At 70.0% G+C, this 25,498-nt stretch carries 21 protein-coding genes; 9 read left to right on the top strand and 12 right to left on the bottom strand.

The features are described 5' to 3' along the window. Positions 1 to 86 precede the first annotated feature (86 nt). The 6 genes from ACAM54_RS31900 to ACAM54_RS31875 form a co-directional block, all read right to left on the bottom strand. Positions 87 to 992, bottom strand: a complete 906-nt coding sequence (locus tag ACAM54_RS31900; protein WP_369651043.1) for an ADP-ribosylglycohydrolase family protein — start codon at positions 990 to 992, stop codon at positions 87 to 89. Further along, a complete protein-coding gene (locus ACAM54_RS31895; protein WP_369651044.1) occupies positions 989 to 2,065 on the bottom strand; it encodes an NUDIX domain-containing protein in 1,077 nt (358 codons plus the stop codon). The genes ACAM54_RS31900 and ACAM54_RS31895 overlap by 4 nt, the downstream gene beginning before the upstream one ends. Positions 2,066 to 2,075: 10 nt before the next feature. Beyond that, positions 2,076 to 3,776, bottom strand: a complete 1,701-nt coding sequence (locus ACAM54_RS31890; RefSeq protein WP_369651045.1) for an NAD+ synthase — start codon at positions 3,774 to 3,776, stop codon at positions 2,076 to 2,078. 4 nt (positions 3,777 to 3,780) lie between these two features. Next, positions 3,781 to 4,968 carry a nicotinate phosphoribosyltransferase gene (gene pncB / locus ACAM54_RS31885; protein ID WP_369651046.1) on the bottom strand — a complete coding sequence of 396 codons (1,188 nt, stop codon included), beginning with the start codon at positions 4,966 to 4,968 and terminating at the stop codon, positions 3,781 to 3,783. Positions 4,969 to 4,993: 25 nt separating this feature from the next. Then, a complete protein-coding gene (locus tag ACAM54_RS31880) occupies positions 4,994 to 5,857 on the bottom strand; it encodes a cysteine hydrolase (protein ID WP_369651047.1) in 864 nt (287 codons plus the stop codon). Between the two features lie 67 nt (positions 5,858 to 5,924). Next, positions 5,925 to 6,668 (bottom strand): NUDIX domain-containing protein, encoded by a 744-nt coding sequence (locus ACAM54_RS31875; protein ID WP_369651048.1) that lies wholly within the window; start codon positions 6,666 to 6,668, stop codon positions 5,925 to 5,927. Positions 6,669 to 6,805: 137 nt separating this feature from the next. Between ACAM54_RS31875 and ACAM54_RS31870 the strand changes: the two genes are divergently transcribed. The 4 genes from ACAM54_RS31870 to ACAM54_RS31855 all read left to right on the top strand — a co-directional run bounded on the left by ACAM54_RS31870 (position 6,806) and on the right by ACAM54_RS31855 (position 8,915). After that, a complete protein-coding gene (locus ACAM54_RS31870; protein ID WP_145747712.1) occupies positions 6,806 to 7,054 on the top strand; it encodes a DUF1272 domain-containing protein in 249 nt (82 codons plus the stop codon). 42 nt (positions 7,055 to 7,096) lie between these two features. Beyond that, positions 7,097 to 7,678, top strand: coding sequence for a dihydrofolate reductase family protein (locus ACAM54_RS31865; RefSeq protein WP_369651049.1), 582 nt, complete (start codon positions 7,097 to 7,099; stop codon positions 7,676 to 7,678). Positions 7,679 to 7,809: 131 nt separating this feature from the next. Next, positions 7,810 to 8,532 (top strand): SDR family NAD(P)-dependent oxidoreductase, encoded by a 723-nt coding sequence (locus tag ACAM54_RS31860; RefSeq protein WP_369651050.1) that lies wholly within the window; start codon positions 7,810 to 7,812, stop codon positions 8,530 to 8,532. Between the two features lie 125 nt (positions 8,533 to 8,657). Continuing rightward, a complete protein-coding gene (locus tag ACAM54_RS31855) occupies positions 8,658 to 8,915 on the top strand; it encodes a hypothetical protein (protein WP_369651051.1) in 258 nt (85 codons plus the stop codon). A 74-nt stretch (positions 8,916 to 8,989) separates the two neighbouring features. Here ACAM54_RS31855 and ACAM54_RS31850 read toward each other — a convergent pair whose 3' ends face one another. The 3 genes from ACAM54_RS31850 to ACAM54_RS31840 are packed head-to-tail and all read right to left on the bottom strand — an operon-like array spanning position 8,990 to position 17,073. Beyond that, a complete protein-coding gene (locus ACAM54_RS31850; RefSeq protein ID WP_369651052.1) occupies positions 8,990 to 14,587 on the bottom strand; it encodes an alkaline phosphatase D family protein in 5,598 nt (1,865 codons plus the stop codon). A 30-nt stretch (positions 14,588 to 14,617) separates the two neighbouring features. Beyond that, positions 14,618 to 16,387, bottom strand: coding sequence for an ATP-binding protein (locus ACAM54_RS31845; RefSeq protein WP_369651053.1), 1,770 nt, complete (start codon positions 16,385 to 16,387; stop codon positions 14,618 to 14,620). A gap of 2 nt (positions 16,388 to 16,389) precedes the next feature. Continuing rightward, entirely contained in the window at positions 16,390 to 17,073 is a 684-nt protein-coding gene (locus ACAM54_RS31840) for a response regulator transcription factor (RefSeq protein WP_145747744.1), read from the bottom strand. Between the two features lie 208 nt (positions 17,074 to 17,281). On the opposite strand from ACAM54_RS31840, the gene ACAM54_RS31835 reads away from it, so the two are divergent. Beyond that, positions 17,282 to 18,994 carry a phosphatidylserine/phosphatidylglycerophosphate/cardiolipin synthase family protein gene (locus ACAM54_RS31835; RefSeq protein ID WP_369651054.1) on the top strand — a complete coding sequence of 571 codons (1,713 nt, stop codon included), beginning with the start codon at positions 17,282 to 17,284 and terminating at the stop codon, positions 18,992 to 18,994. Between the two features lie 9 nt (positions 18,995 to 19,003). Here ACAM54_RS31835 and ACAM54_RS31830 read toward each other — a convergent pair whose 3' ends face one another. Next, complete coding sequence (locus ACAM54_RS31830; RefSeq protein ID WP_145747746.1) at positions 19,004 to 19,306, bottom strand: hypothetical protein; 303 nt, start codon at positions 19,304 to 19,306, stop codon at positions 19,004 to 19,006. 136 nt (positions 19,307 to 19,442) lie between these two features. Here ACAM54_RS31830 and ACAM54_RS31825 point away from each other — a divergent pair, with 136 nt between their 5' ends. After that, positions 19,443 to 20,456, top strand: a complete 1,014-nt coding sequence (locus tag ACAM54_RS31825; protein ID WP_369651055.1) for a TRAP transporter substrate-binding protein — start codon at positions 19,443 to 19,445, stop codon at positions 20,454 to 20,456. A 122-nt stretch (positions 20,457 to 20,578) separates the two neighbouring features. Here the strand turns inward: ACAM54_RS31825 and ACAM54_RS31820 are convergent, their stop codons facing one another. Further along, positions 20,579 to 21,481, bottom strand: a complete 903-nt coding sequence (locus tag ACAM54_RS31820) for a beta-1,6-N-acetylglucosaminyltransferase (protein ID WP_369651056.1) — start codon at positions 21,479 to 21,481, stop codon at positions 20,579 to 20,581. Between the two features lie 395 nt (positions 21,482 to 21,876). Between ACAM54_RS31820 and ACAM54_RS31815 the strand changes: the two genes are divergently transcribed. The 3 genes from ACAM54_RS31815 to ACAM54_RS31805 all read left to right on the top strand — a co-directional run bounded on the left by ACAM54_RS31815 (position 21,877) and on the right by ACAM54_RS31805 (position 24,234). Further along, positions 21,877 to 22,146: a type II toxin-antitoxin system prevent-host-death family antitoxin gene (locus ACAM54_RS31815; protein ID WP_145747748.1), complete on the top strand. Its 270-nt coding sequence runs from the start codon at positions 21,877 to 21,879 to the stop codon at positions 22,144 to 22,146. 15 nt (positions 22,147 to 22,161) lie between these two features. Next, the gene (locus ACAM54_RS31810; protein ID WP_145747749.1) at positions 22,162 to 22,479 is read left to right on the top strand and encodes a CcdB family protein; all 318 of its coding nucleotides are present in this window, start codon (positions 22,162 to 22,164) and stop codon (positions 22,477 to 22,479) included. A 474-nt stretch (positions 22,480 to 22,953) separates the two neighbouring features. Next, positions 22,954 to 24,234, top strand: coding sequence for a DUF3422 family protein (locus tag ACAM54_RS31805; protein WP_369651057.1), 1,281 nt, complete (start codon positions 22,954 to 22,956; stop codon positions 24,232 to 24,234). 18 nt (positions 24,235 to 24,252) lie between these two features. Here ACAM54_RS31805 and ACAM54_RS31800 read toward each other — a convergent pair whose 3' ends face one another. Beyond that, a complete protein-coding gene (locus ACAM54_RS31800; RefSeq protein ID WP_369651058.1) occupies positions 24,253 to 25,497 on the bottom strand; it encodes a dienelactone hydrolase family protein in 1,245 nt (414 codons plus the stop codon). Between the last annotated feature and the right edge of the window lies 1 nt (position 25,498).

Genomic DNA, 25,498 nt, shown 5'->3' with positions numbered 1-25,498 from the left:
GAGTTCGGGTTCAGGCGGGCCGTCGGAGGACGCCCGGCGACGCGCACTTCAGTGCATGTGGATGCAGACAGTGGCCTGCGGGGCGCTCAGGACGACTCGGCGCATTCCAGCAGTTGATCGGCGAGACTTTCGATGTCGCCGCGCATGGCCAATCGTCCGAGCCAGACTGCCGGAATGGACGACGCGCCGTAGTGCGCACCTGCCAGTTGCCCGCAAATCGCGGCCGTGGTGTCGGCATCGTCTCCCAGGTTGGCCGCTGCCAGCACGGCTTCCTCGAACGAACCGGTGACAAAGAAGCACCAAAGGGCCGCCTCGAGCGAATCGACGCAGTATCCCGATCCCTTGATGGCCTCGCGCGGCTTGCCAAGGTAGCTACCCGACGCGATGGCTGCGACCTTGTCGGACAGGGGTTCGGTAACCGTGGTCGCGAGAATGCGCTCCTTGCTTGCGCCCATCAACGCTGCCCGCAGCTGCAGCGCAAAGAGCCGCGAGCAATCGATGGCTTCGCGGGCACCATGTGTCGTTCGCGTGCTTTCGCCGGCAAACCGGAAGGTCTGGTCCGCGCTGGCGCGGAAGTACATCGGGACCGGCGCGAGCCGCATCAGTGCGCCGTTGCCGGCCGTCCTGGGATCGGGGTCGCCAGCGAACGGATCGCGGGTCACAAGGTAGCGGTCCAGCGCCGTGGCCACCGTGATGCCGATGTCGAAACATTCGCCGTTGCTGCTCAGGTAGCCGACGCTGCGCCAGTTGCAGTAGCGGTTCATCTGGTCGACGGGATCGAAGCCGCTCCGCCAGACGAGACTGGTCGCCAGGCACAGCGCCATGGAGGTGTCGTCGGTCCACTCGCCCGGCTGCAGCCGGAAAGGGCCGCCGCCAGCCATTCCCGTGACGGGCTCGAAGGTTCCCCGCGGCATGAACTCGACGGTCGTGCCCACCGCATCGCCGCAGGCGAGCCCGAGGAGGCAGCCGCGGTATCGCTCGCGGTCGTTCATGCGGCACCGCCTTGCGCGCCATCCGCGGTCAATCCGAAGAAGAAGTCGAGGATGTGGAAGTGGTCGTCATGGAACTGGTCCTCCATGCCGGCCAGTTCGTCGATGGGCACCCACCGGGCGTCCGAGGCGTCGTCGCCGGCGGTCAGTTCGGGGGGACGGCGCGGACCCAGGTCGAACCTGTGCGCATGGGTGATAACGCGGCCGCGCTGGCTGCGGTCGGGATGGTCGAACACCTGCACCGCCTTGAAGGCGGCTTCGATGTCGCTCTCCAGCAGCCGCAGCCCGGTTTCCTCGGCCAGCTCGCGCAGGGCCGACTGCCACACGGTCTCGCGCGGCTCGATGAAGCCGCCCGGCAGCGCGAACAGGCCCTTGCCGGGCGAGCGGCCGCGCCGGATCAGCAGCACCTGGCGCCCGCACTGGACGACCGCATCGACCGTGACGAAGACCGGCGGGTACGGCGAGCCGGACCACAGCGCCTTCTCGCGGCGAAGGCTCTCCCATTCCTGCGCCAGCACGGCATAAGGCGGCAGGCTGGCCCAGGCGCGCAGGAACTGCAGCGTGCTGTCCGGCGCCTGGCCGACGAGCGCTGCGAGGGCCGGCTCCAGCGAGCCGTCGCGGGCGGCCCCGAAGTAGGCATCGCGCAGCGCGCTCGCGTGGATGTCGCCGCGACTGCCGGCGTCGTCGAGCGCCCAGCCGGGGAAGTCGCGCAGGTAGCTGCTGGTCGCGTCCTTCAGGTGCCCCACCAGCACCACCGAAGGCTGGCCCGGATGCAGCCGGGCCACGCCCTCCTTCACCGCCGCCACCCACCGCGCGGGGTCGTAGTGGTCGCGCACGGGCAGGAACTTCAGCCGCTGGCGGTCGGCTTGCGGCAGCGCGGTGCGGATCATCTCGGCGCGCTCCTCCCAGGTGAAGGGATTGCGCGGCGTGCGCGCCTGGAAGGCCGAGCCGAGCACCACCACACACTCGGGCGCGGCCGCGAGCGCGCGGCGCAGCAGCGCCAGCTGGGCGTTGTGGAAGATCTGGAAGCGTCCGATGTAGACGGCGACATCGGGCGCCTTGTTCGTGCTTGTCATCTCATCGTCCTCAGTTCCAGCGGGCAGCGATCGGCATCTGGCGGCCGGAGCCGAAGGCCCGCGGCCGGACCCGCACGATGGGCGGCGACTGCCGCCGCTTGTACTCGTTGCGCGCCACCATGCCGCGGATGCGCTCGACCAGCGCCGCGCCCTCGGGCGTGGCGCGCAGCCGGTCGACGAAGGTGCGCGCCTGTTCGTACTCTTCTCCCGCGAGCCGCCGGCCCTCGATCAGCAGCTTGAGAATTTCGTCGAGCACTTCGTACGGCGGCAGGCTGTCGGCATCCTTCTGCCCCGGCGCGAGCTCGGCGGAGGGTTCCTTGTCGAGGATGGCCTGCGGGATGAGCTCGCGCCCGGCCTGTGCGTTCAAGTGCCGCGACAGTGCGAAGACCTCGGTCTTGTAGAGGTCGCCGATCAGGCCCAGGCCGCCGTTGGTGTCGCCATACAGCGTGCAGTAGCCGACCGAGATCTCGGACTTGTTGCCCGTGGTCAGCAGCAGGTGGCCGAAGCTGTTGGAGTGGCCCATGAGGATCGTGCCGCGCACGCGCGCCTGCAAATTCTCGAGTGCAACGCCCTCGAGGCCTTGGCCAAAGGCCGTCTCGAAGCCTTGCTCGAACTGCGCGACGATGTCCGCGATGGCATGCGCCTTGAGCGGCACGCCGAGGTTGCGGCACAGCGTCTCGGAATCGTCCACCGACCCCACCGAGGAAAAGCGCGATGGCATCGTGACGGCCACGACGTTCTGCGCGCCCAGTGCCTCGACCGCCAGCGCGAGCGTCAGCGCCGAATCGATGCCGCCGGACGAGCCGACCACCGCCTGCCGGAAGCCGCAGCGCCGCGCATAGTCGCGCAGGCCCAGCACGATCTGCTGGCGATAGAACTCCAGCGTCGGCAGGCCTTGCGGCGGCACGCGCGGCGGCGCCTCGCCGGCCGGCGTGAGGAAGCGGCCATCGTCGAAGCGCAAGGTGCATACGTCCTGCGCGAAGCGGCGCGCCTCGTACACCACGCCGGCCTGCGGCTCGACCGCGAACGAGGCTCCGTCATACACCAGCTGGTCGTGCCCACCCACCTGGTTGACGTAGAGGATGGGCAGGCCGTTGCGGCGGCTGGCCGCACCGAAGATGCGGTGCCGCTGCTCGCGCTTGCCGATGTTCGACGGACTCGCGTTGATCGACACCACGAGGTCGGGCGCGGCATCGCGCATGCGGTCGAAGGGATTGACGAGATAGTCCTCGCCCTCGTCGTTCCAGCCGTCCTCGCAGATCAGGAATCCCACGCGCGTGTCGCGGATGCGCAGCACGCGCGCCACGTCGGGGCCCGGCTCGAAGTGCCGGCGCTCGTCGAAGACGTTGTAGGTCGGCAGCAGCTGCTTGGCGTATTCGAGCCGCACCTCGCCCGCGCAGATGACGCGCAGCACATTGCGGAGCTTCTTGCCCGCGCCCTCGCGCCGCGCCGGCAGGCCGACCGCCCAGTGCAGCGCCGGCATCTCGCGCGACGCCGAGAGCAGCTGCCCGAACGCGTCGTCCACGCGCTCCATGAAGCCCTCTTCCTCCAGCAGGTCGGCCGGGTAGTAGGCTGTGAGCGACAGCTCGGAGAAGACCACCAGGTCGGCCTGCGCGGCCGCGGCCCGGCGCGCGGCCTCGATCATCTGCGCGGCGTTGCCGGCCAGGTCGCCGATGGTGGGGTTGAGCTGCGCGACAGTGATGCAGTGCATGGCCTCACCCCCCGATCTGGAAGACCTGGCGCAGGTAGGCCAGAAAGGTCTGGTCTTCGCACAGCGTCTTGCCCGGGCTGTCCGACAGCTTGGCCACCGGCTGGCCGTTGCAACCCGTGAGCTTCATCACGATGTTCAGCGGCGTGAGGCCGACGTCGTTGCTCAGGTGGGTGCCGATGCCGAAACCGGTCTGGGTGCGGTCGGCGAAGGTGCGGTACAGCCCGATCGCCGTTGGCAGGTCGAGCCCGTCGGAGAACACCAGCCGCTTGGTGTGCGCATCGATGCGCAGCCTGGCGTAGTGCGCCAGCGCCTTCTCGCCCCAGGCGACGGGGTCGCCCGAGTCGTGCCGGAGGCCGTCGAACAGCTTGGCGAAGTACAGGTCGAAGTCGGCCAGGAAGGCATCCATGCCGACCACGTCGGTCAGCGCCACGCCCAGATCGCCGCGGTATTCCTGCACCCAGCCTTCCAGCGCGGCGTTCTGGAAGTCGCGCAGCCGCACGCCGAGCGCCTGGTAGGTCTGCAGGTACTCGTGCGCCATGGTGCCGATGGGCACCAGCTCCAGCTCCTTGGCCAGCAGCACGTTGGAAGTGCCCTTGAAGTACATCGGCACCTCGCGCTTGAGCGTGCCGACCACTTCGCGCTGCCAGTCGCGCGAGAAGCGGCGGCGCACGCCGAAGTCGAAGAACTCGAAGGGATGCCGCGCCGCCGGCTCGTCCGCGAAACTGCGCAGAAGTTCGATCTTGGCCTGCAGGCGCTGGCGGCCCTCGGCCAGCGCGGACTTCGCATCGAAGCGGCGGAAATACAGCTCGTTGACGATCGCGAGCACGAAGATCTCGAACGCCATCGTGTGCACCTGCGGGCCGACCGCACGGATGCGCAGCGCATCGCCCTCGGCCGCAGCGGTGATGAACTCGCGCTGGAAACTGAAGATGCGCAGGAAGTCGACGAAGTCGCTCTTGATGTAGCGCAGGCCGCGCAGGTAGGCGAGTTCGGCGGGCGCGAAACGCAGCGTGCACAGGTGGTCGAGCTGCGCATTGACGTCCGCCAGCAGCTCGGCCAGCGGATAGGCCGGCTGGTTGCGGCACACGAAGCGGTACTCGGCCTGCGTCTGCGGGTGGCTGTGCAGCATGGCCTGCCACATCGTGAACTTGTACAGGTCGGTGTCCAGCAGACTGTGGATGATCGGTTGCATGGTGTGCTCCTTGGGCAGGTTCGCGTCAGGCGTTGGCCGCCAGCAGTGCGAGCACTTCGGCGCTGGTGCGAAGCAGCACGCCACGTGCGGCCATGTCGTCCAGGAAGGCCTGGTGCTGCGCCTCGAAGCCGGTCACGGGGCTCATGCAGTCGGTGACCAGCACCAGCTTGGCGGGCCTGCCCGAGGGCAGGTTGGCGGCGATGTGCTCCGTGGTGGCCTTCACGCAATGGCTGCTGGCTTCGCCGGCGACGACGATCAGGTCGGCGCGGTCGAGCGACGCGACCAGCCGCATGTTGAACGCGGTGCCGGGATCGTCCGCATCCGGCACCTCGGCCTGGATGGCGCTGTAGTGCTCGGTCCATGGATTGCTGCCCTTGGCGATCTTTTCCACCAGGCCGGCCTGTGCGTCTTCCCATGCGTTGTAGGCGGCCTTGACGGCCGCGTGCACGTTGTGGCCCCAGCTGCCGATCTCGCAGTGCACCGGCCACACCATCAGCGTGTAACGGCCCCTGCGCTCGAGCTCGTCGAGGTAGGCCAGCGCGCGCGGCAGGGCCGCGGCGTCGCGAGGCAGACAGTCGCCGGCGCGAACCTGCGCCGCCGTGATCGCGGTGAAAGGCACCACGGCGGCACCGCCGCGCGCTTGCCAGAACGTGGGGTGCGCGATGTCGAACCTGTGGTGCGAATCGAGCGTGACGGTGATGCCGGCAATGCCGCCCGCCCCTTCCCGGATGAGGCCGGCCAGCCTCAGCATGTCGGCGTGGGCCCCCGCCACGGGCAGCGCCGGCCGCAGCGGCGCGCCCGTGGCGGGGTCGGTCCCGAGCCAGCCGGCCGGCAGATCGCAGAAATCGTTCTGCGGATCGATCACGAGGAGATGGATGTTCTGCTTCATGGCGTCCTCTTTTTAGTTGTACTGTACAACTCTCATTGGTTGTACTGTACAACCATGAAGAGAAAAGTCAAGCGCCCGGCTGCTCCGTGTCGCGCGGGCTGAAGGTGCGGGGAAACAGGGCGGCCTGCGACCGGTCGCGCAGCCGGTAGCCCATGGCCGGCCGGCCGGTGGTGCCCTCCACCGTGCCGGCTTCCTCCATGAAGCCGCCATCGAGCATCCGCTTGCGGAAGGCGCTCTTGTCGACCGCGCGGCCCAGCACGACCTCGTAGGTGTGCTGCAGCTGCGGCAGCGTGAAGGGCTCGTTGAGCAGGAAGGCCGGCAGCGAGGTGTATTCCACCTTGCTGCGCAGCCGCGCCACGGCGCTGGCCAGGATCCCCGCATGATCGAACGCCAGCCGCTTGCGGCTCGCTGCTGCGGCGTCCATCCATTCGGCCTGCGCGGCGTCCGCACCCTTGCCGGGCACGAGCGCCTGGGCCGGCATCAGCGCGAAGAACGCATGCGTGGCCGACCAGCCCCGCGGATCGCGGTGCGCGTCGCCCCAGCTGCCCAGCTGCTCGAGATACGGTGCGGCAACACCAGTCTTCTCCCGCAGCTTGCGCAGCGCGCAGTCGAGCAGGCTGGCATCCTTTCCGATGTCGATGAAGCCTCCCGGAAGCGCCCAGCGCCCCGGATAAGGATCGTCGGCGGCGTCCGGGCGGCGTACCAGTACGACCTTCAGCGCATCCTCCAGCACGGTGAAGATGACCACGTCGACGGTGACCAGCGGCCTGGGGAAATCCAGGCCGGCCTGCTTTTTGGGAGATGGCTTCAAGACACGGGCTCCTCTTGCTTTGTTGTACAGAACAACTCTGAAGGGAGAATATAGCGGCCGACAGGCGCCGAGGCTCGCCGTCACCGGCCGGTCCACCTTCGTTTAAGCTCCACCGCCCAAGCTCTTTCGAGGTTCCCATGCTCCAAATGCGCCCCGGGTGCGAGTGCTGCGACCGAGACCTGCCGCCGGACTCGGCCGATGCCCGCATCTGCTCCTTCGAATGCACGTTCTGCAGCGACTGCGCCGACCGGCGCCTCGCCGGGAGCTGTCCCAATTGCGGCGGAGAATTGCTGCCGCGCCCCTCGCGGCCGGCCGCCAAGCTCGGGAAGTACCCGGGTTCGGCGACGCGGGTGTTCAAACCCGAAGGCTGCAAGGCAGCGTCCTGAGCCCTGCGTCGCCCCAGGCGATCGCGCTGCACGGAGACTCGCATGAGAAAGCTGCGAATCATGGAACACATCTCGCTGGACGGCGTGATCCAGCACTCCCGCGACGGGGACGATTTCCCCTACAGCGACTGGACCGCGCCCTACCGCACCCCCGCGGGCAGGGACGCGATCCTCGCCGCGTATGGCGAGAGCTTCGACCTGCTGCTTGGCCGCCGCACCTACGACATCTGGTCGGCCTTCTGGCCCAAGGCCCCGCGCAGCCCGATGGCGGATGCCCTCAATGCGGCCACGAAATACGTCGCCACCCACCGTCCGGAAAGCCTTGAATGGGGGCCGTTCGAGGAGCTCGGAACGGACATCGTCGAAGGCGTTCGCCGCATCAAGTCGCATGGCGGGCCGGACCTCATCCTCTCGGGCAGCTCGACGCTGACTTCGGCGCTCCTCGAACACGCGCTTGTGGATGAGGTTCTGCTGATCGTCTATCCGGTCCTGCTGGGCACGGGGAAGCGCTTCTTTGCGGAGGGAACGCCGCCGCGTTCCTTCGAACTCGCCGGCACGAAGGCGATGCCGTCCGGCGTCATCCTCAGCACCTACAAGCTCGCCGGACCTTTGAAGACCGGATAGTTCGCGGTGAGGCACGTCGTCCGGACCGGCTTGCCCGGCGTTCGGCGCACCGCTATAAAGAAGGGCAAGGCCGGCATTCGGATCGCCCGGCCTGTCACGCGACGCAACAGGCGCCGTACGGGAGGCTCCCGATGAGCAACACATACGATCTCGCCGGCAAGTTCGCCATTGTGACGGGCGGGGCCAAGAGCATTGGAAGAGCCATTGCAGAACTCTTTCTCGCCAACGGATGCGGCGTCTGCATCTGGGACGCGGATCGCGCAGAGGTACCCGGCGCGCGATCCGCTCTTGTCGACATCACGCGATCCGACGACATCCGGCGTGGCCTGGCCGAGCTCGGGGACGCACAGCGCATCGACATCCTCGTCAACTGCGCGGGCTATCTCGGCCGCGCAACGAGCTTCAAGGACCACGACCCCGGCGACTGGCAGCGCATCGTCGACGTGAACCTCGCTGGCACGATGCGGGTCACGCAGGCCGTGCTCCCCCGCATGCTGCAGCAGCGCTCGGGACGCATCGTCAACCTCGGCTCGCTGGCTGGCAGGGAAGGACTGCCGGGCATCACCGCCTACTCGGCGGCCAGCGCCGGCATCATCGCCCTCACCAAGGCCTTGGGCCGCGAGATCGCCAGCGAAAACGTCTTTGTCAATTGCGTGGCACCCGGCCCCATCGATACCGACATGATCCGCGACCTCGGCCCGGACGTCGTCGATCGCATGATCCAGGACAGCCCGCTGCGCCGTCTGGGCCAGCGCGACGAAGTGGCCCACCTGGTCGCGTGGCTGTGCACCGAGGCCAGCCGCTTCAACACCGGTGCCGTCTTCGACATGTCCGGCGGCCGCGCGCGCTCCTGATTGCGGGATGGGGGCTTGCCTGAACGGCGCGAGCGCTTCACAAGCACCGCAGCGCTGGCGTGGACAAGACCGGCAGCCCCAGCGCATACTGAAAGACGGCTCCCTCGCACGAAAGGAGTTCTGCCGTGTTCACAACTGAAGTTCATTTGCCCGAGCTCGCCTTGCTGGCCGGGACCCGCGGCGCCTTGGGAGCGGGAGTGGGCCTGCTGCTTTCCGACAAGCTCAGCCCGGAGCAACGCAAGTACATCGGATGGACGCTGGTGGCCGTCGGCGTGTTGACCACGATCCCGCTCGCGGCCCTGCTGTTCGGTCGCCGCCGCAGAAGCGGCGCGCGGCATGCAGGCACGCCGGAAAGTCCGGAACCGCCCGAACCCGCGCGTTGAGGGGAATGCTCACGGCGCCGATGCGGCGCCGAGTGCCTGGTCCAGCGCCGGATTCGCCGGCCCGATCCCCCTCGCTACACCACCGTCCAGCCGGGGCCGCCGGCCGGATCGAGCTCGCGATGGCACTGCGTGAGTCCATCGTCCAGGTCGAGCGTGACGCCGATGCGCCAATGGCCGGCTTCGCCGCGCTCCACCTGTACCACGGCAAAGCCGTTGCCGGTGCCCACGGCCGCGGTGACCATGGTGGCACCGAAGGCACCGGGCACGGGGCCGAGCTCGACCCGGCCGTCGAGCCAGAACGCATCGGGCCGCGCATTGACGAAGGTCCAGGGCGCATACAGCCCCGAGGACACGACCGAGATCACCTCGACCGGCCCGTCCGCCGCCTGCAGCCAGAGGCTGGACACGCTCGACATGTGGCGGTCGCCCGACAGCACCACCACATGGCGCGCGGCGGTGTCGCGCAGCAGTTCGAGCAGCGCGCGCTGCGAGGCCGGGTATCCGCTCCAGTCGTCCAGCCCCAGGCGTTGCGCCGGGTCGCCGAAGACGGCGGCGCGCGGCATCGGGAACAGCGCCACCGGCGACACGATGAACTTGGGCACTGCGGCGGGCGCGGCCTCCAGCCACTTCCTCAGGTCGCCCAGCCCGGCCTCGGCGCGGATCGACGCCTGCTCCAGCGGCGCGGCCTGCGCGTCCGGGCGCAGCGCGCGGCGCTGGCGCGTGCTGCGCGTGTCGAGCATGTAGAACGGAAAGCCGGCCGGCGCCACGCGGTAGTCGAAGGGACGCGGGTCGCGATGCGGACCGCTGCCGCGCACCACCTTGTGCTGCTGCGCGGCGTAGCCGTCGAGCGCGGCGCGCACGGCCGGCGTGCCATCGAGGCCGGGCTCCGGCTCCCAGTCGTCCATCACCTCGTGATCGTCGAGCAGCGGATAGGTCGGCAGCGAGGCCATCACCTGGCGCAGCGCCTCCAGCCTGAAGGTGAGCGCATAGGCCTGGCCGACGTCGTCGCCGCCCGCCGGCACGAAAAGGCCCGCGGTCTGGTCGACATACACCTGGTCGCCGGCCAGCACCAGCAACTGCGGCTTGTGCGGCGGCGCGAGCTGCTCGAGCCGCTGCGCGAGCCGCCGGTACGAGGCCTGGGCGGGCAGCCAGTCGACCAGTCCCGGCAGGTACTGGCAACTGGCGAGCGCGAAGCACAGCGAGGCCTGCGCGGGCTCGCCCTCGCGCTGCACGGCGCCGGTCCATGCGGGGTCAAGGCGCACCACGGCGCGCTCGCGCTGCGCGTCGGCGGCCGCCTCCAGCGTTCGCACCACCTGCTCGCGGATCGGGCCGATGGGCTCGTCCTGCGGCTGCGCGAACAGCCCGGCCGCCAGCCGCCGGCCCAGCACTTCGATCGGGCCGCGCGCCATGGGCAGGTCGTCGTGCGCCGTCAGCACCGCGAAGCCCTGGTACTCGGCGAGCCGGTCGTCGAACAGGTCGATCTCCACCGCCTCCTGCAGGAGCTTCTCGCGCGTGGTCTCCATCGCCACCATGCCTTCGAAGTCGAAGCACCAGCGCCCGTCGCGGCGCCGCGCCGGCACGAAGACCACGGCGCGCGCCGACACGTGCGCGGGCGGCGGGCGCAGCGCCAGCCGGCAATGCAGCCGGCCCGCGTTGCCCGCCGAGCGGCTCGCATGGCCGAGCCATGGGCCGGTCCACGGCAGGCTGGCCCGCCAGTCGGGCGGCACCGGCTCGCCGGGGCCGGGCTTGGTGTCGAAGGCCTCGAGGAAGCGCACGATGTGCGGGAACACGTCGATGCAGGCCTTCTCGCCGATCAGCGTGTCCTGGTGGCCATAGGCGCCGAGCACCAGCAGCTGGTGCGGGGTGCCTTCGCCGAGGAACAGGTCGCCCGCGGAAGGCTTCGAAGCGTCCGACGGGTCCGGCAGCTGCGGCGGCTCGCGCGGCAGGCCTTCGTCCTTGCCGAACACGCGCTTCAGCAGCCAGAAGCTCTCGTAGGAGCCGCGCCAGTCGAACACCGCGTTGCGCTGCCCGTGCAGCATGAGCACCGGGAAGCCGAAGCGCTGGCCGAGCTGCTCGAAGCCGACCGCATGGCCCTGCCCGCCGGCGTCGGTCAGCACCTCTTCGCGGGCGTAGCAGCCGACCTGGGCGAGGCCGCGCACTTTCACGAAGCCGTAGATCGAATCGAGCGCATCGAGCGTGTCCTTGCCGATGTTGTGCAGCCGCATGGTCTGGCCGAAGATGGCGTCGGCCCGGTGCCGCACGGCCGCGAAGCCCGGCGCCTGGCGCAGGCGCTCGGCCTCGCCATCGTCGTCGGGGTAGGGAAAGGTCGCCAGCAGGCCGTCGACGAGCAGGCGCTTCATGGGCGTGAGCGCGGGGCGCGTGTCGAACTCGTCGGTGCCGAGGTACTGCTGCAGGTAGCCCGCCACATAGCCGCGGAAGCGGTTGAAGGCGGTGGCGCGCAGCAGCGGCCCCACCTGCGACAGCACCACCGCGCCGATCGACGCATGCAGCTCGGGCAGCCGCAGCACCGCCACGCTGAACATGGCGGCGCCGATGCAGTGCGCCACCACGTCGACCTGCACGGGTGCCGGGTCGCCGGGCACCGCATGCGCCGCCTGCACGGTGCGCAGCGCGTCGGGGATGTCGGCCTCGGCCGCCTCGTCGAACGACCAGTAGGGCCGCGGCCGGTCCGCAAAGCCGATGCTGGTGCGCAGGTCGAGCACCCAGACCTCGCGCCCGGCCGCGAGCAGGCTGTGCACCAGGTTGCCGGGAATGCTCTTGTGCGCGAAGGTGGAGCCGCTCGCGCCATAGCCGTGGATCAGCATCACGGGCCGCGTGCCCGCGCGGCGCACCGGCGGACGGTAGCGCGACAGCAGCCGCGGCGGTGCACGGCCCGGGCCGGCCGCGGCGGCGGCGAGCTCGACCGGCTCGGGACGCACGCCGTGCACCTCGCCGGGCAGGCGCTCCCAGATGCGCTGCGGCGAGTCGGGCGGCGGCACGAAATGCAGCAGGTGAACGTGCAGCACGATGCGCAGCACCCACAGCGCCAGTTCGGCGAGGTCGCCGAGCTGGTTCGGCATGTCCTGCTGGTGCTCGACGCGCAGCAGCGGCTGCAGCTGCTCGACGAAGTAGGAAGGGTCCAGCACCATGCGGCCCAGCGGCGTCGAACCCTCGGGGCCGACGCGCTGCAGTTCGCCCTCGCTCAGTTGCCGCCACGGGTTGCCGCCCTCGACGAAGGCGATGCGCTTGGTGAGCCGCAGCCGGTCGCCCTGCTTCAGCGGCGCGCCGGCTTCGGCCCGCTCCACCGTCCAGTCGTACACGATGAGGCGCACCTGCCCCAGGTGGGAGCACAGCGCCATCAGGTCGGCCATGGCGGCGCCTTCGAAGGCGGCGCTTTCCTCGCGCTGGCCGTTGCCGCCGTCGCCGTCCGGGCCCGCCATGGCAGTGCGCGCGGACAGCAGCACCTCGGCCAGCGCCAGCAGCTTCTTGCGCGCCAGCCGATGGCTGCGCTGGATGCGCTCGATGCTGTCGCTCTTCTCGCGCACCAGCATCGATGCGGTGCCGGTGCAACGCGCTGTCGGCGCATCCCTGCCCGTGCCGAAGCGCAGGACCACCGCCGGCTGGGCGAGCGCGCGCGGCGCCGCGCGCAGGGCCGGCACGTCGACGGGCTCGAATTCCACCTCGGCGCTCAGCGCGAAGGCCTGCCCCTCGATGTGCACGCGGCCCGTCATCCGTTCCCGCATCGAGACGCGCGTGGGCGCCGGGGCGCGGGGATGTGTCAGGTCGCGCCGCAGCGGGCGCTCCGAGGCCGGGGGCGGCGGCGATCCGGCCAGCGCCAGGCCCCAGTCCGCGGCCAGCATCGGCACCGCGCGCTCGGCCAGTGCCGCGATGGTGAGCGAGGGGTTGATGCCCAGCGACACCGGCACGATCGAGCCGTCGAGCACCGCCAGGCCGGGCAGCGGCCCCGCAGCCGCGCCATGGTGGACGCGGCCCCAGCCGTCGACCACGCCGCGCTCGCGCCCGTCGGCCATGCGGCAGCCGCCGAGCGGATGCACCGTCAGCACCGGGCCCGACGGAGGCAGCAGGGACTCGAGGCTGCTAAACGGCGGGAGCGGATGCCACAGCGGGTTGGGCAGCACGCGCCCGCCGAGCCCGCCCGCGCCGTCGTGGGCCGCATGCAGCGCACGCATCTGTGCCGCAAACACCGGCAGGGCCGCCGCCTTGGCCCACGCGACGCGCACCTGCGCATCGGCCAGCACCGCGTCGCCCGTACCTTGGCCGACCAGGTAGAGGGTGCCGGCGGCGCCGTCGTCGCCCATCATTCCGTAGACCGGCGTGTGCCGCAGCATGTCGTCGTCCACGGCCAGCGGATCGCGCGCCTCGTCCGGTGCATGCAGGTCGAAGTCCGTCTGCGCGAGCGCCTGCAGGGCGTCGGTGGTGGTCACCACCTCGGCCAGCAGGCGGCGCAGCGGCGCGGGAATGGCGAACTCCTCGATCACCAGCGGCCGTTCGCCCGGCGCCGCGCAGGTGCGCAGCAGCCCGGTGATGGTCGGCCCGATGCCGCGCTGCGCCGGCGCATCGCCTTCGGGCGCGCTGGACAGCGCTTCGTCGCGCTGTCCGGCCGCGGCCGCGATCATGTCGCCATTGGCCGAGAAGCCCGCGCCCAGCGCCTGCGAGACGGGCAGGCCCGCGGCCCTGGAGCGCAGCAGCAGCTCGGCGGAGCCCAGCGTGCCGGCGGCCACCACCACCCGCCGCGCGCGCACCACGTAGGGCCGGGCGTTGTCGCTGCGCGCCTTGCGCCGGTCGGTGAAGAAGAATTCGACCGCGTAGCCGGCCCCGCCCGGCAGGGCCGCGATGCGGTGCGCGGTGCCGCCGGTGAACAGGCGCGCGCCGCGCGCATGGGCCAGCGCCAGGTAGTTGGTGTCCAGCGATTTCTTGGCGCGGTGGTTGCAGCCGCTCACGCAGTCGCCGCAGCGCAGGCAGCGGTGCATCGCCACCTGGGCCGGCGTGCGCGTGCCGTCGGCGAAGGCGATCGCGACATGGGCCTTGCCGCGCGATGCCGCATGCAGCCGCGCGCCGGCTTTGAGCAGGGAGTCGAGCTTCGAGACGCGCTCGGGAATCTGCTCCGGCGCCAGCATGGCCTCGGCCTTGTCGTAGCCCTCTGCCAGCGCAGCCAGGTCGAGGCCCGCGGGCCATGCGCCGCCCTCGAAGGCGTCGGGCGTGGCGCGTTCCATCACCGCCGCATTGATGAGCGACCCGCCGCCCAGCCCGTTGCCGAGCAGCGCGTTCACGTCGCCGCCCAGGCGCAGGTCGAACAGCCCCGAGGCATTGCCGCGCGCGGGCTTGCCGTCCTGCATGCTGAAGCGCACGTGCCCCGGCAGCTCGGCGAAGCTGGCCGGAAACTCGCCCGGCAGGTATTCGCTGCCGCGCTCCAGCAGGTAGACCTTGACGGGTGTCGCGCCCGCCGCGATGCCGGGTGCCGCGTCCAGCGGCAGCGCGCCCGCCAGCCGTGCCGCCGCCACGGCGCCGCCGTAGCCGCTGCCGATGACCAGCACCTCGCAGTGCAGCGCATCGGGCGGCGCGGCGAGGATCTCGCGCACCAGCACCTCGGCGCCCTCCGAGAGCTGGCGGTCGCCGGGGGCAGGGTCGGAAGGGTGGCGGCCGTCGTTCATGTTCGGATCCTCGCGGGATGGATGGCGGGTTCAGGAACCTTCGATGGCCGCAGCCAGCGCGCGGCCGAGCCCGCGCTCGTCGACGGGCTTGCGCAGCAGCGGCAGCGCCTGCCGCCGCGCCGCCTCGACCACCGCCGGGTCGGTGTCGGCCGTGACCATGACGATCGGCAGCGCAGGCCCGGCCGGCTGTGCGCGGCGCCGGGCGCGCAGGCGCTCGGCGGCATCGAAGCCCGAGACGCCGCCGCCGAGCCGGCAGTCGACCACCACCGCATCGGGCTCGCCGATCTGCGCGAGCGCCTCGTCGAGCGTGGCGGCGGACAGCACGCGGCAGCCCATGGCGCCGAGCGCGTTGAGGTAGGCGCCGCGCACCATCGGGTCGTCCTCGATCACCAGCACGCAGCGCCCCGCCAGGCTCCACGGCGTGCCGGCGCCGTCGCCCCCGGGGCCGTCGCCGCCCGCGGGTGCGGCGCGCGGCAGCCGCAGGCGGAAGCAGGCGCCCGCGCCGAGGCTGGAATCGAGCTCGACCGGCACGCCCAGCAGTTCGGCCATCCGCCGCACGATGCCCAGGCCCAGGCCATGCCCCGCGGCGCCGGGGCCCGGCGCCGGGAGCCGGACCAGGTCCTCGAACACGAGCCGGTGGTTCTCGGGGGCGATGCCGGGACCGCTGTCCCGCACCGTCAGCTCGACCTCGTCCTTCGATGCGTCCGGTGCCTCGCGCGCGCCGACCCGCACCTCGACCTGCCCGCCCGCGGGCGAGAACTTGATCGCGTTGTCCACCAGGTTGGCCAGCATGCGGCGCAGCAGGTCGGGGTCGGTGTGCACCTCCAGGCCGGGCGGGCAGGCGGTGTGCAGGGCCACCCGGCGCGCCGCCGCCGCGGCGCCGAAGCTGGCCATCACGGCGGTCAGCAGCCGGTCGATCCGCACGCGCTGCGGCTGCGCCACCACCACGCCGGCGTCGAGCTTCGAGACGTCGAGCAGGGCGTCGAGCATGGCGCGCAGCTGCTCCAGGCTGCTGTCGACCACCTCGACGATGGCGCGTGCGTCGGGCGCCATCGGCACGTGCCGCAGCGCCCCCACGTTGAGCGCCATCGCCTGCAGGGGCTGGCGCAGGTCGTGGCTGGCGCCGGCCAGGAAGCGGCTCTTGTCGTTGTTGGCGCGCACCGCCTGGTCGCGCGCAATGGCCAGCTGCGCGCGCTCGAACTCCAGCGAGGTGGCCAGGGCCTGGTTCTCGGCGCGGATGCCGAACGACTCCTCGAAGGTCTGCAGGTTGCGCCGCGCAAAGCGCGCCTGCACGCCGAAGAACATCAGCACCAGCGCACCCACGCCCCAGCCGAGCCAGCCGCCGGCCGCGAGCCACATGGCCGCCGTGGGCACGAAGAGCAGGCCGGCGTAGGCCAGGAAGGCGGGCATCACGGTCGCGCTGGTGGACACGGCGCCCGCGCCCCAGGACACCAGGATCATCGTGAGGACCGCATCCAGCGTCGGGTCGAGCCGGGCCATGAACAGCGCCGCGGAGCCGTTGCAGGCGCCGATCAGCACGTTCCAGCCCACGGTGGCGCGCAGCCGCGCGGCGATCGGGCGGGCGCGGTCGGCGGCCATGCGCGCGAGCGCGGCGGCGCGCCACTCGCGGCTGGCGATCACCGCCGCGAACCAGCCGAGCACCCAGGGCGCCGGAACGTCGCGCCAGACGATGGCCGCGACGACGACGGCGGTGAGCAGGATCTGCCAGCGCAAGCCCACGGCCTGCTCGGCGACCACCTGCAGGCGCCGCTCGTCCAGCTCGTCACGCGCGGCCGGCATGCTCAGGTCGCCTCGAGCGCCCACGCCGCCTGCGCGTCGAAGACGCGGCACAGGGCATCGGTGCGGTTGCGCGCGCCAAGCGCCCGGTAGACCATCGACAGGTGCACCTTCACGGTGCCCTCGGCAATCAGCAGCTGGCGCGCGATCAGCTTGACCGGCATGCCGCGCATCGCGAGCGCCAGCACCTGGCGCTGGCGCGGCGACAGCTCGACGCGCAGGAAGCCGGCAAGGTCCTCGCGCGGCAGCTCGTCGGGCTCGCGCGCGCGGGTCACGTCGTCGGCCAGCACGAACTCGGCCGGCAGGTAGATGCGGTGGCGCAGCACCACGCGCAGGGCCGCCTCCATGTCCTCGAGCCGGTACGACTTGGGAATGAAGCCGGCGGCGCCGGCCTCGATGATCTCGCGCACGCGCTGCGGCGAGCTTTCCGCCGACTGCATGCACACGGGCGTGGCCTCGAAGTGCGCCTTCACGGCCTTGAGCGCGGCCACCCCGGAGAGCTGGGGCAGGTGGTAGTCGAGCAGCAGCAGGTCGACGCCGGCGGGGTCCAGCTGGCAGGCCTGTTCGGCGTCCCGCACGGCTTCGAAGTGGAAGGGACGGCCGGGTTCGATCTCGGCGGCCATGCGCTCCAGCAGGAGGCGGGTGCCGTTCCAGACGATCTCATGGTCATCGACCAGCAGAACCTTCATACGGGCCTCTCGTCCACGGTGGCCCTCCCCGTCCTGAATGCAGGTTAGCGCAAAGCCCCTCAATAAGCGAGTGCCCGCACCTACACCAAAGGCCTAGTCGGATGGCCGCGCCGGGGACTAGGCGCAGCGCTCAATTGTTGCGGCGGGCACCGCGCGGAAGACTGGCTGCATCGATCGCCACTTCGCATCCGATGCACCGAGGGCCGCCATGAACACCCCCAAGCCTCTTGCCGCGCTGCGTGCCGCATGGGAACCCCTTGCGTGCCGGTTCTGCATCCTCGCGCTGTACCACGAGGGCCTCGCCCGTGCGCTGTGCGCCGCGGCCATGATCGCGGTCTCGCTGCTGGCGGGCTGCGCCGCCCTGCCCGGCGAGGTGCACCGGGTCGCGTCGCACGCGCGCACCGACCTGGGGGACAGTGCGCTCGCGCGCATTGCCGCCGCGTCGCTGCCCGCTTGGGACGAAGCGGCGCCCGAGGCGGCCGAGCTCTCCGGCGTGCGCCTGCTGCCGGGCGGCGACCAGGCCTTCGAGGCGCGCATCGCGCTCGCGCAGGCCGCACGGCACACCGTCGATGCGCAGTACTACGTGGTGGCGGACGACACCTCGGGGCGGCAATTCCTGCGCGCGCTGCGCGACGCCGCGCAGCGCGGCGTGCGCGTGCGCCTGCTGGTCGACGACCTGTACACGGGCGGAGACGACCAGATGCTCGCCGGGCTGGCCGCGCACGCCAACGTGGAGGTGCGCGTCTTCAACCCGCTGCCGGTGCGCAGCGGCGGCCTGCGCACGCGCGTGCTGCTGTCGCTGCACGAGATCGGCCGCGTGAACCGGCGCATGCACAACAAGCTCTTCATCGCCGACAACAGCTTCGCGATCACCGGCGGGCGCAACATCGCCGACGAGTACTTCGGGCGCAGCAAGCCGGCGAACTTCATCGACATGGACGCGCTGCTGGCCGGGCCGGCGGTGCGCGCGTTGTCGGCGAGCTTCGATGCCTTCTGGAACGGGCCGCTGTCCTATCCCTTCGAGGCCGTCGCGGCGGCCGGCGGGCCGCTGCCGGTGGCGGCGCGCGAACGCTTCGCCGCGCGGGTGCGCGAGCCGGGGCACCTCGCGCCCGCGGCCGGCGAGCGCGATGCACTGGGGCGCGGCCCCGTCGGCCCGCAGCTGGCGCAGGGCCGGGTCGAGCTGGTGCCCGCGAAGGTGCGCGTCGTCGCGGACGCGGTGGCACCGGACGCCCTTGCAGGCGACGCCGGCGGCGATGGCGAGGAAGCCGCGCGGCCGCGGGGCCGCGAGGGTGCGGTCATGGCCGCCAACCTCGACCTGTTCCGGACCGCGCGCTCCGAGGTGCTGGTCGTCTCGCCCTATTTCGTTCCGGTGCCGCGCATGATCGAGGCGCTGTCCCATGCGAGCCGCGAGGGCGCGAGCGTGTCGGTGATGACCAATTCGCTCGCCACCACCGACGAGCCGCTGGTGCACTACGGCTATGCGCGCTACCGCAGCACCCTCCTGCAGATGGGTGCCACGCTGCATGAGCTGATGCCGGCTGGCGAGCCGCATCCGGGCTGGAGCGAGAACGAAGGCAGCCGCGGCTCGCTCGGCCGCCTGCACGCCAAGCTGGCGGTGGTCGACCGGCGCTGGTTCTACGTGGGATCGATGAACATGGACCGGCGCTCGGCGCACTGCAACACCGAACTCGGCCTGATCGTCGACAGCACCGCGCTGGCCGGCGAACTCGCGGAACTGATCCGGCGGGTGCGCATGCCCGCGAGCTTCACCGTGAGCGAGCTGCCGCGGCACGGCGGCCTGCAATGGAGCTTCCAGCGCGACGGGCGCCACTGGGTACTGCACCGGGAGCCGGAATCGAACTGGGCCCAGCGGCTGCGCTGGTCGCTGCTGTCGCTGGTGGTGGACGAGGACCTGCTGTGACGCAGGCCCTCAGCCGCGCAGCGGGCGGCGCAACGGCCCGCCGGCCTCCCCGGGCGACGCTCGGCGCGCACGCCAGGGCTTGACGATGGCGTACCACGCGCAGAGCGGCCACAGCACGACGGCCGAACCGGCAGCGAGAAGCTGCATGTCGAGCAGGAGCTCGGCGCCCGGCACGTAGCAATCCCCCGATGCAGGGCATCCGATGGCGCGGCGGTAGCTGTCATGGAAGCGGTATTGCACGACGGGGATCGCCGCCGCCAGGGCCCACCACAGGACACGCAGCACAGTGCGGAGCAGCTTCAGCAATCTCATGGTGGATTCTCCTGGGGTACCGGCCCGCATTCTGCCCTTCGCCCCGCGAGCCCGGCAGGACCGCGCGGCGCCCATGAGGCATTCCGGCCGCGCTGGCATCATCTCCACCCTCTCCACCCGCGGAAGAAAAACGGCCATGCCCCGATTCGCGCTTCCTCGTCCCTCGGCGACGAAATCCATTCTCCTGGGCCTTGTTGCCGCGCTGCTGGCAGTCACCGCCGCCGCGCAGCCGGCGACGACGACGCTGCGCATCGCCACGGAGTATCCGGCCACCTCGATGCCCGGCCTCGGCGTCTCGTATTTCGTGCAGCAGGTCGCGCAGAAGACCGAGGGCCGCCTGGTGTTCGAAGCCAGCTTCGACGCCGCCGCCGGGTTCAAATCAGCGGACATGGTGGACGCCGTCGAGGCGCGCAGGATCGACGCGGGCGACGCCTTTGCCGGCGGCGTGGCGAACCGGTACCCGCTGTTCGCGGTGTCGTCGCTGCCCTTCCTGGCCGATTCGCTGCCACGCGCAGAAGCGCTTCTCAAGGCGGCACGCCCGGCTTACGAACGGTTTCTCCAGGCGCATGGGCAAAGGCTGCTGTACACGACGCCCTGGCCCGCGTCCGGCATCTGGTCGAGGAAGCCGGTGACATCGCCCGATGGCCTGCGGGCGCTTCGCATCCGCACCTACGACGACATGTCGCAGGCAACCCTGGCAGCGGCGGGCGCCCAGGCCTTCAACATCTCGTTCGCCGATGCGGTGGCGCGCATCGCCGCCGGCGACGTCGACGCGGTCCTGTCCTCCGGCGACGGCGGTGCCGGCCGCAAGCTCTGGCAATACCTGCCGGCTTTCACCGAGATCAACTACGCCATGCCGATCTCGATCGCCACAATCAACCTGGCGGCCTATGAAAGCCTCGACGCCGCCGCCAGAACGGCCGTCGACCAGGCGGCCGCCGAGACCGAGGCGGCGCAGTGGCAGCGCATCCGCAGCCGCCTGGAGGACAACTACAGGGTCATGCGCAGCAACGGCGTGGTGATCGAGACGAATGTGCCGCCGGCCGTCACCGGTGCGCTGAAGGCGGCATCGGCCGGCGCCATCAGGCAATGGCAGGAGCAGGTGGGGCCGGACGCCGACGAGATCCTGAGGCGGTTCTCGGGCCGGTGAGGGACCGCCGGTCCGCCGGGCGACGGGTGCAGTTGCCCGTTCGCGCCGCCGCTCCGGAGGCGGTCCGGCAAGACTCGATGCTGCCGGCCGCCGGATCGATCGAGGCCGGGTTCGCAGCACCGCTAGGCGCCTTTCTTGGCGGTCTCCGCGGCGAGGTGGCCGTGGCCGTCCAGCCGGTCGCACAGGTCGCTCGAAATGCCGCTGCCGACCTTGCGCACGAACCATTTGCCCGATGCGACGACCTCCTCGTAGTCCGATGTATGAAACCAGCGCGACAGCGAGGGATCGATCAGGTGCAGGTTCGCCGCGTCCCAGACGCCGCTGCCGCTGACGGGCTCCACGGTGTGCTGCAGCGGGGAATTTGCGAGCAGGGTATGAAAGTAGATTTCGTCGGGCGCCTTGGAGAACCGAAGAAAACGCTTCACCGACGCTTCATGCGGATACGACACGAGGTAGCTCACCGCTTCAGGGGTCAGCGCCCACCATTGGGAACCGAAGTGCCACTGCGAAAAGAGCGGCAACGAACGCCGCCCGAGCTTGCCGACGAATTGCAGAAGACCGCGTGACAGCCGTACGAGGGTGTATTTCCGCCCATCCACCGGAAGGTCCTGGTAGAACCAGAAGTGGCGGACTCGCTCATGCTGTTTGCGCATGCTTGCCAGCGGAATCAGCTTGATGAAGTTCGTGCCGGCATGCGACTGCGAATAGGCCCGGAATTCCTCCGGCGGACGCAGTGGATAGCAGTTGCCCGAGAGCAGCACGAAGTGGCTCACCTGCGACACCTCGCATTCCGCGAGCGCGGTGCGCATGAGCCTCAGCGTGGCTTCGACCTGGGAGATGGCGCCCCAGTGCACGTCGACACGATCCTTCACGAAAATTACGCGTGGGTCGTCGATCCAGAACGCGGCAGGCTCGACCTTGGCATCGACATGGACGATGCAACGGCCGACTGGAACGAGGCGCCGCAGCAAGCGCTTCGCCTGTTGGGGGTCCGCATGTACAAGCAACAGGAATACCGGGCTCATGTCACGATGGTGCGTCTCATCGGCTGCTGCGTGCCTGGCAGAGGGTTCTGGAGAGTGCTTTCGAGGCCGCAGCGGTCCAGATCGTACGACAGGCACGTGCGATTGCCCCATTGGGGTGGGTACCCAGGTGGGCCGGCCCTCTCGACCTGACGTCACGCCCGCGGCACCCACGCTGGGCTTGCGTCATGCCCGGTACATCATTGGAGCGACGGAAATGGGGGTTCGGATAAGCGCATATCTCGGTACAGACGGCCTCTAGCGAATCCGCAACGGCGGAATGCCGCCAACATTGCGCAGCCGTTGCACGCGGGACAACTACGCCCTTCCGCGGTTGAAGCACACGGGCTAAATAGCTAAAATGGCTAACCATATCGAGGACTCTCAGAGAATTCCCCATGCAGATCACTGCCACGGAAGCCAAGAATCGATTCGGCTACTACCTCGGCCAAGCCGAACGCGAGCCTGTTCACATCATGAAGAATGATCGCGTGGCAGGTGTGATCGTCTCGGCAGCGCGTTTTGCCGAACTGGAAGCACTGGAGCAGAGGAAATCGATGGCTCAGCGCAAGAGGGAGTTCAACGAGACGTACAAAGAATGGATCGCCGAGCAAAACGATCTGGTCGAGCGGGTCGGGGTTTTTGGCGAAGAGTTCAGGCCCTGGTGAAAGCGGCGCTCGGAAGTGGCCCAATTCGACGTCTACCCTAATCCCTCAAAGCTGCAACGTCCGGACATTCCTTGGATGGTCGACATCCAAAGCGATCTTCTCTCGGCATTGCCCACACGTTTGATGGTTCCGCTTGCGTCCCGCAAGCATAGGCCGGCCGCCTTGCCTCGTGCGCTATGTCCGTCAGTGCAGTGGGAAGGCCACGCCTTGGTCGCGATGCCGCATATGGCCGCGGCGTTTCGTGCCAAAGATCTCGGCATCGCGCGAGGCAACCTGCGGTCGCAGGCAAGTGAACTCGTCGCAGCCTTGGACGCCGTGATCAGCGGCGTGTGAGGTCGACGGGGCTCGGCACTGGCTGCCCGAGCTCCTTCATCCGCAAGCAGCCCTTGCATACCGCCGACCGGTTCAGGGGCGATGCATCGGCCCGATGGTTCAAGAGCTTGGGTGAAAAGGATCTGGGGCTAAGGCACCCGACGCAACCCCGGGTAAGGATTGATCGCGGTGCCTTTCCACCAGCGCTTGACCAGCCTGCCATCGTCGAAGGCACGCACGGGTGTCACTCACGGCGCAGGAATGTCGAGCGCCCATGGCAATGCACGAAGATTTTTTCATCTGGTTTCGTCAATCTCTTCCGCTCGGCCGCCCCGTCTTGCTCATGATCAAGCGCGCAAATTTCCCGACTCGCAGCCCCCGCGCGCACTTCCGCGTTCATGCCATTCCTGGTCCATGTGGCCAAATCCCGATCCATGCGCAACGGGGCTCGACCTCGGACGCGTTCCCCAAATGATGCACTTGCCGGAATCCGAAATGAAACTGCCGACAGAAGTCGAAGGACGCCAGCAGCTGGCCGACGAAATCCACGCGCGCCCCTTCGAGCCGCTTTCTACGCCGGGTGCCGCGCTGGCCATTGCCACGCTGCGCGAAGGCCCGGACGACGATGCGCTTTGCATCGCGCATCTGGCGCGGCTGGGCGGCGAGGCCTCCGGAGCGGGTGCGGCCACGCAGTGCCAGGTGCGCTGCGGCGCGTTGCGCGTGCGCTGGGAGCGCCACACGGAATTCCACACCTTCACCGTGTTCACCGACCTTGCCGAACTCGCCATGGACCACGCCTTCGACACCGGCTGGCTCGACGCCCTGCCGCACGATTGGCTGGCCTCGCTGCCCGGCCGCATGATTTCCGCAACGCAGCTGGCCGTGCTCCCCTGCCCCGGCGATCCGCCCCATGCGCGCGTGGTGGCGCCGCTCTTCGGCAGCGACCTGCTGGTGGGCAACCGGGTGGCCGAAGGCGCAGCCACCGTGGTGTCGGACCTTCGCACCAAGGCCGGCGTGACGCGCTTCCTGGTGTTCGACCACGCCATGAACCGGCGGCGCGCGGGCCGCACCGTCCAGCGCCTGATCGAGGTCGACACCTACCGGATGATGGCCCTGCGGAGCCTGCCGCTGGCCTCGCGCCGCATGGGCCAGCTCGCGGCGGAAGAAACCCAGCTCGCGTCGCTGATGGCCCGCTTCCACGATGCGACGGACAGCGACGAAGTGCTGCTGCACGAACTCGTCACCCTCGCGGCCGAGGTCGAGCATGCGATGGCCGAGAACAGCGCGCGCTTTGCCGCCACCCGCGCCTACAGCGGCATCGTGAACCAGCGGCTGCTCGATCTGCGCGAGATTCTGGTGCCGGGCCTGCAGCCGCTGTCGGAATTCCTGGAGCGCCGGTTTCGTCCGGCGATGGACAGCTGCGCAGCCACGGCGGCGCGGCAGGCCCAGCTGTCCGAGCGGATCGCCCGGGCCGCGCAGCTGTTGCAGACGCGCTCCGAAGTCGAACGCGAACGCCAGAACCAGGCGCTGCTCAGCTCCCTCGACCGGCGCCAGGGCCTGCAGTTGCGCCTGCAGGAGACCGTCGAGGGCCTGTCGGTGATCGCCATGACCTACTACGGCGTCGGCCTCAGCAACTACCTGCTCAAGCCCTTGGCCAAGGCCATGGGCTGGCACGAAACCGCAGTGACGCTGGTGGCCGTGCCGGTGATCGCACTGCTGGTCCTGCTCAACGTGCGCCGGTTGCGCCGGCATCTGCACCGGTCGACGGACAGCTAGGCCGTATTTGGATTTTTCTCAGGTTTCCGGCTTGTCCATCAGCGTGTTCGACGGCAGCGTTTCGTCCAGCAGCTTGCGCGCCGTTTCCACGCCCGCCACCGGCAGCAGCTTCGGGTCGAGCAGGCCCACCTGCACCAGCACGCTGGCCTGGTCCCAGTAGATGTGCTCGTGGTAGAGCTTGTCGCCGCGGAACTTGACCACCGCCAGCAGCGGAATCTCCACGCGCCGGCCGGTCGGCGCCACGCCCGGCAGCATCCACGGAATCTCGGTGGTGTGCGTGAAGCTGAAGAGCAGCTCGTCCACCACCTGCGTGGCGCCCACCGTGCGCGAGATCGACACGAGCGTGGTGTCGGGCGGATTGCTGTTGACGAAGTGGTTGCTGTAGAAGCTGTGCAGCGCCTGGTAGCCCACGCCGCCGGTCATGGTGGGAATGTGGTTGACGTAAGGCTCGGCCACCATGGTGGACATGGTGTCGTCGACGTTGCGGGTGCCGAACTCGTACTCGCAGTGCTTGTCCCACAGCGCCGAGAGGTCGTAGTGCGGGCCGATGGCGGCCTTCAGCGCGGCAATGCTGCGCTCGTGCGCCATCAGCGCCGAGGGCTTGTGGAAGTGCTCGCCGCCGGCGCGGGCGAAGGCATGGTCGACGCCGGGGTAGACGTGCAGCGTCACGCCGGGGCGGTCCCGCAGCGCCTGCACGATGCGCTCGCGGGCTTCGGGCGGGCAGAACTTGTCGAGCTCGGCGATGTGCAGCGTGAGCGGCCGCTTGATCTGGTCGGCCTCGTCGAGTGCGGCCTCGATGCCCACGCCGTAGTAGCCCACCGACACGTCCGCGTCGGTGCGGCAGGCCGCCAGGTAGGCCAGCTTGCCGCCCAGGCAGAAGCCGAGCACACCGACCTTGGCGCCGCTCACTTCGGGCCGGGCACGCAGCGCGCTGATGGAGGCCTGCATGTCTTCCATGCCACGGGCCTCGTCGAAGCCCTGGTAGAAGCCGAAGGCGCGCTGCCAGTCGGCCTCGCTGTAGCCGAGCTCCACATCGGGCTGCTGGCGCCAGAACAGGTCGGGCACGAGCGCCACGTAGCCTTCCTCGGCGTAGTAGTCGGCCACCTCGCGCATCGTGTGGTTGACACCGAAGATCTCCTGCGCAATCACGAGGCCGGGGCCGCTGCCCGAGCGTGGCAAGGCCAGGTAGCCGCTGAAGCTGCCGCTGCCGTCGCTGGCCTGGATGCGGATGCGGCGGCTGGTGCCGGATTCTTTTTTCTGCATG

The sequence above is a fragment of the Variovorax sp. V93 genome, from assembly GCF_041154485.1.
Taxonomy (GTDB): Bacteria; Pseudomonadota; Gammaproteobacteria; order Burkholderiales; family Burkholderiaceae_C; genus Variovorax; species Variovorax beijingensis_A.
The sequence above is the reverse complement of the archived record's forward strand: the minus strand, read 5'-3'. Positions and strand labels throughout refer to the sequence as shown.